General features: G+C 41.9%; 9 protein-coding genes and 1 riboswitch. Of the genes, 4 read left to right on the forward strand and 5 right to left on the reverse strand.

Annotation, left to right across the window (positions count from 1 at the left end; translation table 11 throughout):
* Positions 1-67: 67 nt before the first annotated feature.
* Entirely contained in the window at positions 68-400 is a 333-nt protein-coding gene (locus tag AN214_RS15510; protein WP_054980555.1) for a hypothetical protein, read from the reverse strand.
* A 75-nt stretch (positions 401-475) separates the two neighbouring features.
* Positions 476-1,168 carry a DUF2982 domain-containing protein gene (locus tag AN214_RS15515; protein ID WP_054980556.1) on the reverse strand — a complete coding sequence of 231 codons (693 nt, stop codon included), beginning with the start codon at positions 1,166-1,168 and terminating at the stop codon, positions 476-478.
* Positions 1,169-1,390: 222 nt separating this feature from the next.
* Here AN214_RS15515 and AN214_RS15520 point away from each other — a divergent pair, with 222 nt between their 5' ends.
* Both AN214_RS15520 and AN214_RS15525 read left to right on the forward strand, forming a co-directional pair.
* Positions 1,391-2,452, forward strand: a complete 1,062-nt coding sequence (locus tag AN214_RS15520) for an efflux RND transporter periplasmic adaptor subunit (protein WP_054980564.1) — start codon at positions 1,391-1,393, stop codon at positions 2,450-2,452.
* Positions 2,449-5,538, forward strand: a complete 3,090-nt coding sequence (locus AN214_RS15525; RefSeq protein ID WP_054980557.1) for an efflux RND transporter permease subunit — start codon at positions 2,449-2,451, stop codon at positions 5,536-5,538. Before AN214_RS15520 ends, AN214_RS15525 begins: the two co-directional genes overlap by 4 nt.
* A 31-nt stretch (positions 5,539-5,569) precedes the next feature.
* On the opposite strand, the gene AN214_RS15530 is transcribed toward AN214_RS15525, so the two are convergent.
* Positions 5,570-6,271: an SDR family NAD(P)-dependent oxidoreductase gene (locus tag AN214_RS15530; RefSeq protein WP_054980558.1), complete on the reverse strand. Its 702-nt coding sequence runs from the start codon at positions 6,269-6,271 to the stop codon at positions 5,570-5,572.
* A 65-nt stretch (positions 6,272-6,336) separates the two neighbouring features.
* Here AN214_RS15530 and msrA point away from each other — a divergent pair, with 65 nt between their 5' ends.
* Positions 6,337-6,861, forward strand: a complete 525-nt coding sequence (gene msrA / locus AN214_RS15535; protein WP_054980559.1) for a peptide-methionine (S)-S-oxide reductase MsrA — start codon at positions 6,337-6,339, stop codon at positions 6,859-6,861.
* A gap of 56 nt (positions 6,862-6,917) precedes the next feature.
* Here msrA and AN214_RS15540 read toward each other — a convergent pair whose 3' ends face one another.
* Positions 6,918-8,825 (reverse strand): TonB-dependent receptor domain-containing protein, encoded by a 1,908-nt coding sequence (locus AN214_RS15540; RefSeq protein ID WP_054980560.1) that lies wholly within the window; start codon positions 8,823-8,825, stop codon positions 6,918-6,920.
* A 33-nt stretch (positions 8,826-8,858) separates the two neighbouring features.
* Positions 8,859-9,057: riboswitch (cobalamin riboswitch) on the reverse strand.
* Between the two features lie 162 nt (positions 9,058-9,219).
* Between AN214_RS15540 and AN214_RS15545 the strand changes: the two genes are divergently transcribed.
* Complete coding sequence (locus AN214_RS15545) at positions 9,220-12,474, forward strand: M6 family metalloprotease domain-containing protein (RefSeq protein ID WP_054980561.1); 3,255 nt, start codon at positions 9,220-9,222, stop codon at positions 12,472-12,474.
* A 39-nt stretch (positions 12,475-12,513) separates the two neighbouring features.
* Here AN214_RS15545 and AN214_RS15550 read toward each other — a convergent pair.
* On the reverse strand, positions 12,514-12,879 hold a 366-nt coding region (locus AN214_RS15550; protein ID WP_054980565.1), incomplete at its 5' end, for an IS3 family transposase.

The raw sequence follows: 12,879 nt of genomic DNA on the forward strand, positions 1-12,879 counted from the left end.
TGCAAAAAAGCAGCCATAATTTTTCAACTATGACTGCTTTTTTTAGAAATAAAATAATCGTTCTGAGTTACATGTAACTTTCTTGATGAACACGTACAAACAGTTTTGTACCTACCTTTGAGTAATCAACTTTATACTCTCGGCCATCTAGTGCTTGTAAAAAAAGAAGCTGCTTTTCCTCACCAAATACATCTTGCGAGCCTATTTGAACAACCTCTAAATAACGTTCTTTAGCTTCTCGGCGGTTGCGCGGCAGGCTTTCTTTGAAAGGCTGTAAACCAAAAGCTGTCACTCTAATCTTAGGATGGCTATCCCCATTAACAATCACTAAATCAAACTTTTTTTCTTTATGAATTATGGTGTTGCGACCACTTTTCACATATGCTCTGTCATCTGTCATGTTCAGCCTTTCCGATTTACACAACGCAAACCTTAATGACTTTAAATTCAAAAATTTGCGCTTATAACTATCTTTCTACTTGATGTTACTATATTTTTCTATCGTTTTCTCGGGATCTCGCAACCAGTGTTGCAATAAATTCACAAATTCATCTGCTGGGCGATCAAAGTAATTATAGGATATCAAAAAATGATAGCCATAAAGCTCGTTAAAATGCTCAAGACGATGGCTCATCATGGCGAGTAAACCATTGGATTCAAACTTATCTTGATACTGATTCGCCTCAATTAGCCAATCATCCGGCACATTACCTAACGGCCATTTAACTTTAATGCCTGCAATTAGCCAGTTGCGCTGCTCCATAATTAGCTTAAGTGCCAACCTTGGTGGCATACGCTTAATTAGTGGCGCGATCGACTTAAGCCGTAACCCCAAGCACGAAAGCTCAATGAACTGGTTATCATTTGCAATGCTGACTTGCCCTACTTCAGCGATATTATCGCGAGAAATACGCACTTTGCCGTAGCGATGATAAAACACTAAACCATTGTTGCTCAATACTAAATTATAGCGTGGTTCTGATAATTTAAAATATCCGATAAACATTGCAAACAAGGCGCCAATCACTACCGCCACATCAAAAATAGAGATGGGTTCTGGCTTTAATTTAACGAACAATAGTACCAGCACCAGCACAATGCTACCGGCAACCAAAAACTCGCCACCGAACTTATGCGCCGACGCAGCTATTTTTAAACGTTTTGCCATTAGCCCCACACACTAAAATATAAACATGCCATTAAAACACCCCAAATTAATGCTGCTCTTAGCTGTTTGCAATATGGGCAATTTTTACTTTTATTTTTCATAAATTCTACGTACTCACGGAAAAAAACACGTTTAATTCACAATATTATACGATGCCTAGCACGCACAAGTTCTAAACTGTCTAGTAGAATAGTGAGCCCTGAACACTTACGAGAAACTTTTATGCACGCAAAACAATCTGGTAAAGCATTATTCCCCCTCATATGTTTTGTTTTATTCGGTTTATGCATTTATTTGTATTTACCTGAATCGCAAGGACAACAAAACAAGCGAAATGCAAACGCAACACCAGTACAGGCGCATCAAGTGGCAATTAGCCGCCAAGCAAATATTATCGAATCGCTTGGTACTGCGCGTGCAAATCAAGCGGTAACACTCGTTAGCGCACAATCCGACTATATTAAAAATATCTTTTTTGATGATGGCGACACCGTTAAAAAAGGCCAGTTGCTGGTTGAACTTCAAGATGCCGAAGAAAAAACCCGCGTTGAAGAGCTGGAAATTCTATTAAAAGAAGAGAAACGTAAGTTAAAACGCTTACAACAGCTGGCAAAAACACAAGCCACCGCGCGCTCTGCACTTGATGAGCAAGAGGCAAGCTACGAGGCAACCAAAACACAACTGGCTAGCGCTAAAATCAAACTTGCTGAAATGAAGCTATATGCACCATTTAGCGGCAAACTTGGCTTGCGAGAAGTATCTACTGGTACCTTTGTAAATACCAGTACAGAAATCACCACACTGGATGATACCAGCGTGATTAAAACCGATTTTAATGTGCCAGAGAAATACCTCGCGCAAATCGCCATTGGTATGACAGTAACCGCAACAAGCCCTGCTTACCCAACAAAAACCTTCAGCGGTACAGTGTCACACATTGCCAGTCGTATTGATGCGGCAACACGCAGTGTAAAAATCACCGCAAACTTTGATAATAAAGATAACATGCTACGTACTGGCATGCTGCTATACACGCAATTAGAACTAAGCGCACAAAACACCTTGATGGTGCCTGAAAAATCACTTATTCCGCAGCAAGACAAACACTTTGTTTATGTCATTAACGATAACGTGATCGAAAAGCGCCAAGTTACTATTGGCCTGCGCCGCGGTGGTTGGGTTGCCATTGGCAGCGGTTTAAGCGAAGGCGAACAGATTGTGACTGAAGGTATTATTAAAGTCAGACCAAATAGCCAAGTGACAATTAAGGAGATGCTGAAATGATTTTAACCGACATTTCAGTTAAACGTCCGGTCTTTGCAACCGTAATAAACTTACTGCTACTTACTTTTGGTTTAGTTGCATTTTCAATGCTTCCACTAAGAGAGTACCCAGATATTGATACACCAATTGTGTCAGTAAGCACTAGCTACACAGGTGCGTCTTCTGAGGTTATCGAAACCAAAATTACCCAAGTATTAGAAAACCGTATTTCAGGTATTGAAGGTGTTAAAAGCATTAACTCGTCAAGCCGAAATGGTCGCTCAAATATTACCATTGAATTTAATATTGACCGCGATATTGATGCCGCTGCCAACGATGTACGCGAACGTGTTTCACGCGCACTTGATAGCTTACCCGAGCAAGTACGCCCGCCAGAAGTGTCAAAATCCGACAGCGATGAAAGCCCTATTGCATGGTTTGTATTAAACAGTACATCAATGAATTCATTGCAGCTGTCTGATTACGCCCAGCGTTATATTGTTGATAGGCTTGCGGTAGTAGATGGCGTAGCTAATGTGCGCCTTGGTGGCCAACGCGAATACTCGATGAAAGTGTGGTTAAACCGTGATGCAATGGCCGCTAAAGGGGTTACCGCTGATGAAATTGAGCGTGTATTACGTCAAGAAAACGTTGAATTACCAGCCGGTGAAATTGAATCGGTAGATCGCGATTTTACTGTGCGTATTGCGCGCAGCTACAAATCACAAAGCGACTTTCAAAACTTAGTCATCAAACGCGGTAACAGCGGTTACTTAGTACGTTTAAAAGAAGTGGCTGACGTAAAACTTGAAGCAGTTGATGAAGAAAACTTGTTCCGCGGTAACAGCAAAGACATGATAGGCCTTGGTATTGTTAAGCAAGCCAAAGCTAACACCTTAACCGTAGTTGAAAAAGCACGCGAAGAAATAGAAAAAATTAAGCGCTCATTACCAGAAGGCACCACCATTCAAGACAGTTACGATTCATCTATTTTCATCCGTGAGTCGATTTCTGAGGTATATCGCACACTCGCTATTGCAATGGCGTTAGTAGTTGCCGTTATCTTTTTATTCTTAGGCAGCGTGCGCGCAACCCTTATTCCGGCAATTACCGTACCCGTTGCACTGATTGGTAGCTTTACTTTTCTTTACGGCATGGGTTACTCAATTAACTTACTTACCTTACTCGCCTTAGTACTGGCAATTGGTTTAGTGGTAGATGATGCCATTGTAATGCTTGAAAACATTCACCGCCGTGTTGAACTTGGCGAGCCACCACTGCTTGCGGCCTATCGCGGTGCACGTGAAGTCGGCTTTGCGATTGTTGCAACAACATTAGTACTGGTGTCGGTATTTGTGCCGTTAGTCTTTATGGAAGGTCGAATTGGTAGCTTATTTACTGAATTTGCTATGGCCACCAGCGCAGCGGTAATTTTCTCAAGCTTAACCGCACTCACATTATCGCCAGCGCTGTGCTCTAAAATTTTAAAGCCAAGTGAAAAAGCATCCAAGTTTAGTCATAAAATTGATGCACTATTTGGCAAAGTTGAGAGCGGCTACGAAAATTTACTGCGTAACAACGTGGCTAGTAGCAAAAGTATGTTGCTACTTCTTATTTTTGCGGGTCTTGCCAGTTACTTGCTGTTTAAACAATTGCCATCGGAACTCACACCAAAAGAAGACCGCGGTACTTTCTTTATAATGATGAATGGTCCTGAAGGCGCAAGCTACGAAAATAACGCACAGAACATGGCTCAGATTGAAGAAAAACTGATGCCGTACCAAGAAAATGGTGAGTTAAGTCGCGTACTTATTCGTGTTCCTGGCTGGGGTGGCCGTGGCGGCGTTGCTATTGTGGGTATGGCCGATTGGGACGAACGCAAACGCGATACGTGGCAAGTTATGGGCGAAATCAGCGGTAAATTAACCGATGTTACCGATGTGCGCGCCTTTGCCATTATGCGCTCTGGCGTTGGCGGTCGTGGTAACAGTCGTCCGGTTGAGTTTGTATTGCAAGGCAATAGCTACGAAGAACTGGCCGATTGGCGTGACCGTATTCTAGCCCGTGCCCGCGAAAATAAAGGGCTAGTGCGTCTTGACCACGATTACAAAGAGACCTTTCCGCAGTTTTTAGTCAGTATTGATAAAAACAAAGCGGCAGATCTGGGCATTAGCATTTCGCAAATTGGTCGCACTCTTGAATCTATGCTGGGTCAGCGCCGAGTCACCACGTTTATTGATCGCGGTGAAGAATACGATGTAATTTTAAAAGGCACTAAAGCGGACTTTTCAGACCCTAAGAATATTTCGTCGATTTACCTAAAATCACGTAACAATGACTTAGTGCCACTGGATAGCTTAATTTCAATTGATGAGCAAGCAACGGCTGCGCGTTTAAACCGTTATAACCGTATGCGCGCCATTACCATTAGCGCCAACCTTGCAGCTGATTACTCACTAGCTGAAGCACTTGATTTCCTAAACCAAGTGGCAATGGAAGAAAACGACATTGAAGGCGCGATTGATTACAAAGGCGAATCGCAAATGTTCTACGAAGGCGCATCAGCAATGACCTATGTGTTTATTTTAGCGCTCACGGTTACTTTCTTAGTACTTGCAGCGCAATTTGAGAGCTTTGTGCACCCGTTAGTCATTATGCTTACAGTACCACTTGGCTTAGTTGGCGCACTAACAGGGTTATTCTTTACCGATTCCAGCCTTAATATTTACAGCCAAATTGGTATTGTAATGTTGATAGGATTAAGCGCGAAAAACGGTATTTTAATCGTTGAATTTGCTAACCAACTACGTGATAAAGGCATTGCCTTTACCGAGGCTTTAATCAGCGCATCAAAACAGCGCCTACGCCCAATTATTATGACATCTTTAACCACAGTAATGAGCTCGGTACCACTGGTGTTGGCATCTGGCCCGGGGTCTGAAAGCCGTATGGTTATTGGTATTGTTATTTTAACCGGTGTGGTTGTGGCAACCTTGCTAACACTATTTGTTATTCCAAGTGCGTATTACATGCTGGCGCGTAACACACAATCGCCAGAAACCACTGAGAAAGCAATTAACGATCAAGCCAGCGATCATCCGCTATAAAACTACAGAGTGGTAGCGACTCTAAACTTAGCTACCACTCTATTTCTTGCCCATCCCAAGCAAAGAATTTTCCACTGTCTTTTTCATTAACCTGAAACATTAAGCGAATTAAACATTCCGCGCTAAATTGTGCAGTAAACAATTTATTTTTCGGTACATTACGTTGAAATGGTTTCGACAACTTGGTATCAGTTGTGCCTGGATGAAAGGCAATCACACACACCTTATTACTACTTCGAGCCAGTTCCACACTCGCGGTTTTGATTGCCATATTAAGTGCCGCTTTAGCCATACGGTAACTGTACCAACCACCTAAGCGGTTATCGCTTATGCTGCCAACTCGCGCTGATAAAAATGCCAATTTACACTCTTTTGCCAGTGATTTTTGTAAATGTACTAAGTAGGTGAGCGGTGCAAATGCGTTGGCTTGCATTAATGCCACTGCCGAATCAACACGCCATTGTGATAGATTTTTTTCGGGTTGAATTTCCTCTTGATGCAATAAACCCAAACAACAAAATACATAATCGAACTTAATTGATAATGTCGCTAAACAGCTTGCTACCTGCTGTTCACTGTGGTTTTCAACTAACAACACATTAAAGCGTTTATCACTTAAAAGAGTTGGATTGCTGGTGATAATGGTAATGTTGTGTTCGTCGCCTTGTTGGGATAATAACTCAGCAACAGCCAAACCTATACCGCCCGCCCCAATAATTAAACTTTGTTTCATCTTGCCGTCCCTTGTCTAACTGTATTAATCTTTACGCAACCAACAAGAAAATAGATTAAACAATAATGCAAACAGCAATTTTTGGTGGTGGCTGCTTTTGGTGTATTGATGCGGCATTTCGCCGTTTAAAAGGCGTGCAATCGGTGCTATCAGGTTACAGTGGTGGTCATTTAGATAACCCAACTTATCAAGATATTTGCACCGGCTTATCCGGTCATGCCGAAGTGGTGAAAATTGAATTTGATGAGCAAGTCATTAGCTACTCAACACTATTACAAATCTTTTTTGAGTTACACGATCCAACACAATTAAACCGCCAAGGTAATGATGTGGGTACACAATACCGCAGTGTTATTTTTTATCTTGATGATGTTCAAAAGCTAGCGAGCTTAAAAATGCTGGCAAGTCAGCAAGCACTTTTGGCAGACAAAATTGTCACTGAGCTAAGCCCAGCGACACTTTTTTATAGTGCTGAAACATACCACCAAGACTACTACCGCGATAACCCTAATCAACCTTATTGCAGTATTATGATTGGCCCTAAATTAGCTAAGTTCTCAGCTAATTATGCGACATTACTAGCGCAATAAAAAAAGCCGCAAATTGCGGCTTTTTTTACAAAATGATTCGCTGTTAAATCGCTCAGTTAAAAATCGTACGCGATACCAACAAATAACTGACGACCAATTTCGTTGTAGTGGTAAAACGCATCGTTTACCCAATCGCCATCGATATCTACGCCATAACCTTGACTTGGAATGTATTCTTTATCAAATAGATTTTCGATACGAGCACTTACGGTTAATTGCTGTTGAATTTGATAGTTTGCAGCTAAGTCCCACACAATGCGCGATGGGATTTTAGTAATCAGCGTCGATTTTTGCTCTGATTGATACGCAACACTTAAATTAATATCTAAATCATGCCACTGCTTAGCGATGCTGTAACGTACATTTTCTTTTGCAACAAATGGTAAGTCACTATATTTTTCAAGAGCGGTTGGTGAGTTATCCACTTTCTGCGCGTCGATATAACTTACATTAAGCGTGTTATCAAAACCGTAAAATGCAAAATTGGTGGTTAGCTCTACGCCTTCATAACGAGCTTCGGCAATGTTAAATGGTGACCAACGATATGGGTTATCCGCTGTTGGTGCTGGTGCCCACGCAATTTTATTGGTTAGCTCGTTACGAAATGCCGCAACATCCACACTTAAGCTATCAAAATCAATACGTAAGCCAAGCTCACGGTTAATTGATGTTTCAGCTTCAAGCTCTGGGTTACCTGAACCTGGGTAGTATAAGTCGTTGAACGTAGGTGCTTTGAAGCCAGAGCTTTGACTTACACGCAGTACTGCGTCTTGATGCAGGTAAATACCACCCGCAATGTTATACGTTTGCTCAGCTCCAACTTCATCATAATCATCATGACGCACAGCCACATTAGCTAAAAAGTTACCGTCATCGTAATACGCGCCAACAAATGCAGCGTAAGCATTGCGACTTTTTTCATCATAACTGCTCGTTGTATCAATCTTGTCTTGATGCCAGTTTAAGCCGCCATTAAAGTCGATTTGCTCAGATAACTGATATGTCGATAAATAATCTAGCTGTACACGCTCTGTTGCAAAGCGGCTAGTTGGTTTAGTGCCAAACGTATCATCTTGATCTTGGCTAAACGCAACATCTACTTTATGGCTAAAGTCACCTAACTGTTTAAACCAATTAGCATTTACATGGTAGTTTTCATATTCGGCTTTATCTAATGTAGACTCTTGATAATCATAATAATTATCAAACTCCACTTCGCCCGTTGAATATTGAGCAATAAAACCTAATCGACCTAACAATTCATTATTATGAGTAAGGTTCAGTCCTAGGTTTAAGTTGTCATAACCGTCTTTATCTGGATCTGCAAAGTTTGTTGCATCGTTTTCTAATACGTCAAATCCTTCTGTACGCTCATAACCTGCATTAAGCGCAATATCCACGTATTCTGTAGTAAAACGTGACGTGCCCTCTAAGCTCGCATAACTATTAGAGCCTGTTGTTAATGCAATGCTGTGACCTTGTGATTGACGCGTAATAATATTAATAACACCCGCTAACGCATCAGAACCATATTGTGCTGCCCGAGAGCCTTTTACTACTTCAATACGCTCAACTGAATTTAATGGCAAAGTTGATAAGCTTTTATAACCTAAGGTTGCTGAGCCTACGCGCACACCATCAATTAAAATAAGCGAGTAACGAGATTCTAAGCCACGTACAAACAGGCTCGCATTTTGCCCTTGCCCACCATTACGGTTTACTTGAATGCCCGCTTGCGTTTCTAACACACTTAACACATCACGCACATTTAATTGCTCAATTTGCGCACGGTCAATAACTTGCACGCTCGCCAGAGTTTGGTCAATTGATTGCTCAAGCTTATTTGCGGTAACAACAATGGTTTCAATATCATGCTGTGTTTGAGCGTCGGTTGTATTAGCTGCAACGAATGAAGAAGACAAGGCAAGGCTAAGCGCCAAACCTAACTTAGATTTGTGATACATATTATCCCCTTGTGCCCACCGCACAATGTTAATCGTTTTAAGAAACCAATTGGCCGGTCTCCGGGCTGAGCATTTTATTTAATACAAAATACATCACCGTTGCGGGGGCAGCGTTGGACTTAATAAGGCAAAGACTTATGCACCAACTTCCCGATTATCCGTTGTTATGTTTGACCCGCTATTTTACTGAAGCGAAAGAGCAAAAATTTAACGGCACCAATAGGCTATAAATTTAGGCGCGTATTGTGGAGGGGATAAGTGAAAATGTCAATTTTAGAAGTCTAAACCGCTAAAAACAGCTGATAAACTGTTCCCTTATTGTTTCTATTAAAGGTCATTTAGGAGTAAACTTTATTACTCACACAGTGACAATAGATTTGTAACGGATTCAACTATGAAACAGTTAACTAAGGTACTTCTTGCCTGTAGTGCATTTTTGACTCTACACGTAAGTGCATTACAACCGCCCACGCAAGAGCAGCTAAAACGCTATAAAGCGGAAAAAACGCTTAGCCAGCGCGCTTTGCAAGCAAAATCATATGGTAACCACCAGCGTTTACACCATTTGCCGCAACTGCGAACAATGCAAAATAAAGCAGATGAAGCAAACCCATTTGAAGGGTACTTTCCGAGTTTAGGCACGCCTAAAATGTTGGTGCTGCTAGTTGAATTTCCCGATTACTTACACAATGAAAGCAACTCTCAAAGCGCAATTAACAGTAAAATTTTTGGTGAGGGCAACGCCAGCAGTTTCCCGTTTGAAAGCCACCGTGCATTTTACCAGCGTTCGTCATATAACAAACTTGATATTCAAGGTAATGTGCTTGATTGGTATAAAACCGAGTACAACCGTCCGCTTGACGATGGTACCAACGCCGCACAGGTAAAGCAGCAAATCATCAAAGAAGCAATTGAACACCATGATGCGCTTGGCCATGACTTTAGCCAATACGATAACGACGGCGACGGCGACATCGATTACGTTGCAGTGATTTGGACTGGCCCTCCTGGCGAATGGGCAAGCCTTTGGTGGGGTACTTTCTCAGGTTTTGGCGACAACTCATTTACCGTCGATGGTAAAACCATCAGCACAATTTCATGGCAATGGCTGGCCTATTCGGAAGGGCAAGCATTTTCGCCGCTTGTACTTATTCATGAAACCGGCCATGCACTTGGCCTGCCTGATTACTACGATTACGACGACAGCATTGGTCCACGTGGTGGTACAGGTGGTATGGATATGATGGATAATAACAGTTCAGATCACAGTGCATTTAGTAAATTTGCGCTTGGCTGGCTGACGCCACAGTTTGCATCAACTTCAGATACCAACTATCAACTTTCAGCCTCATCAACTAACCAAGATGCGCTTATTTTACGCAGCGACACAAGTGCCACCAATAAATACGACGAGTACTTTATTGTGCAATACCGCGATAGAAGCGGTAACGACTTAAACTTAAACGCTGAAGGTTTAAATATTTGGCACATAAATTCAGAGCTCAATAGCTGGGGCTACTTTGCCAACGATAACAGCTACTCTGACAACAAGCTGATCCGCCTTATTCAAGCTGATAATTTAAATGAAATTGAACTAGCTGCGGCCTACGCTGATGAAAACGATGTATTTACTACGGGCGATAGCTTTTCACCTCAAACACAGCCAGCGAGTAAAAGCTATGCCGCAAAACATACGGGCGTAGACATTAAAAACCTCAATACCGATGGCAATGCTGCTACGTTTAATGCACAAGTTTACCCTAGCATTGCGACGATTGCGGTCGGTTCTATTAGCGATAAATCACTGATAGCACATAATGCACAAGCAACCATTAGCAGTGACGACTTATCTCAAGTTGATCATGTTGAATTGTTAATTAACGGCGAACTTAAAAAAACACTATCCGCACCATTTGATGTGAATTTTGCAGAGCTTATTACTGAGAATGGCCAACTAAACTTGCAGTTTAATGCCGTTACCGCCGAAGGTTATAAAAGCGCTGAATACTTGAAAGTATTCGCATACAACGGTGAATCTTCAGCAGTGCACTTTCATTTAGATCACTCATTAAATGCGGAAACAAAACAAGTTTACGATAGCTTGACCTTGCCTGTTTACTATTCAGACTTTTTATTCCCGCTAACTAGCACCAATTTTAAATTTGTCTCTGTCGATTTTGGTGAGTCTCGCACGCCTTGGAATAGACTCGACGATGGCACACTGCAAGCATTCGGCCGTGACCGTATAGCAAGCAGTGAAGAAGTATCATTTATTGATAACTACTCGCGCTTTAACAGCAAGCTTATTATTGCCGGTGAAAATGTCCTTAGCCTATCGCCTGAACTTAGCAATGCACTCGATTTAACGGTAACCAACACCGATGTTCGTGTTGAGCAAGTGGAAAGTATCGCGCTTAATAATGGGCAAACCGTCAGCCAAACTATCATTGCAGAGGATAGCATCTCACCGCCAAGCTCTGAGTTTATTGCACAACAAAATGCAACAACCTTTCTTAACGCGAAAGGTGTGTTTTATGATGACATTGAAGGTAAATGGAAAAATGAGTTTGGCCCGTGTGGCATTCAAGGTGCGATCAATAACAGCAAACTAATTGTGAATACCTGCTCATTAAGCCACTTATCTGCTGGCAGCAAGTCTGCGCTGATTTCACATTACCTTGATTACCTTGAAGTTGAAGACACGGTAGACAACAACCTGCTACCGATTATTCAACTTGAAACCACTCATTATGTTACCGAAGGTGAAGCTGTGGCGCTAAGCGCAACTGTGAGCGATGCTGATAACGACCCGTTCACGCTAGCTTGGCAGCAAATATCAGGTACCGAAGTGGCAATTGCAGATAGCACAAGTGCAAACCTAAACTTTACCGCACCGCAAGTGCAAGCAGACGAAAGCTTAACATTCTCGCTCACAGCAGATGATGGCAAAGGTAGTACAACCGCATACATCACTGTAAACGTTATCAATGTAAATAAGCTTCCAGTTGTCGAAATTGATACACCTCAATCAGTATTAGCTAATGAGCTAGTGACGATTTTCGTCTCAGCGACAGATGAAGACGGCGATGCACTAACCTATGAGTGGCAACAAATCTCAGGCCCTGCAATTGATTTAGCAGGTAATACCAGCAACACACTTAGCTTTACAGCACCAGATGTAGCAAGTGACACCGCTATTAAGTTGTTTGTGTCAGTATCTGACGGTAAGGGCTCTTCAGGTGTTCATATTTCAATTGACATCAAGCGCTCAAATCAAGCGCCGGTAGTTACAATCGGTAATGATATATCAGTAAATGAAGGTGCAACGGTCACGTTAACCGCAGAGTCGAGCGACCCAGATGGTGATGAACTCTATTACAACTGGAAACAAACCAGTGGTCCGGCAGTGAATTTAACCAGTACCGATGAAGCAAACTTAGTTTTCACAGCACCTAGCGTTGATAGCGATCAAGTACTTACATTTGAAGTTACGGTGAGCGACCAATTGCTAACGAGCACCGCAAGTGTTCAAGTAACTATTAAAAACATTGCTCCTCCAACTACTGAAGCAACATCAAGTTCTTCAAGCGGTAGTTTATTTGCAATGTTAGGGCTTCTCACTCTAATTAGCTTACGCAGACGAAGTTAAGATTACCCTGACCCGTCCTAGCATGGGTTGACACTTTTTTTAATAAAACGCTCGATGCACTTCATCGGGCGTTTTGTATTTTAAAGCCGTGTGTGGCCTTCTTTGATTATAGGTATCAATGGATTGTTTCACCATTTTCGCAGCTTCTTCCAAGTTATTAGGCTTTGTCAGTAAATACTCGTTTTTCAATATACCGTTTACGCGTTCCGCCAAGGCATTTTGGTAGCAGTCATATCCATCTGTCATTGAGCACGTTACGCCATATTCTTCGTGTATGCGTTGGTATTCATGTGAGCAATATTGAATACCTCTATCAGAATGATGGATAAGAGGTGAAATGACTTTTCTATGTTTTAACGCTTGTTTAAACGCCTGTTTTACTGAACTCGTTTTTAAATTATCACT

The organism is Pseudoalteromonas sp. P1-9 (assembly GCF_001399975.1).
Classification (GTDB): Bacteria; Pseudomonadota; Gammaproteobacteria; order Enterobacterales; family Alteromonadaceae; genus Pseudoalteromonas.

Bases quoted from the DNA above. Each gene is read 5' to 3' on its own strand.
- AN214_RS15540 (WP_054980560.1), bottom strand. From the start codon at position 8,825: ATGTATCACAAATCTAAGTTAGGTTTGGCGCTTAGCCTTGCCTTGTCT.
- AN214_RS15520 (WP_054980564.1), top strand. From the start codon at position 1,391: ATGCACGCAAAACAATCTGGTAAAGCATTATTCCCCCTCATATGTTTT.
- msrA (WP_054980559.1), top strand. From the start codon at position 6,337: ATGCAAACAGCAATTTTTGGTGGTGGCTGCTTTTGGTGTATTGATGCG.
- AN214_RS15515 (WP_054980556.1), bottom strand. From the start codon at position 1,168: ATGGCAAAACGTTTAAAAATAGCTGCGTCGGCGCATAAGTTCGGTGGC.
- AN214_RS15525 (WP_054980557.1), top strand. From the start codon at position 2,449: ATGATTTTAACCGACATTTCAGTTAAACGTCCGGTCTTTGCAACCGTA.
- AN214_RS15530 (WP_054980558.1), bottom strand. From the start codon at position 6,271: ATGAAACAAAGTTTAATTATTGGGGCGGGCGGTATAGGTTTGGCTGTT.
- AN214_RS15545 (WP_054980561.1), top strand. From the start codon at position 9,220: ATGAAACAGTTAACTAAGGTACTTCTTGCCTGTAGTGCATTTTTGACT.
- AN214_RS15510 (WP_054980555.1), bottom strand. From the start codon at position 400: ATGACAGATGACAGAGCATATGTGAAAAGTGGTCGCAACACCATAATT.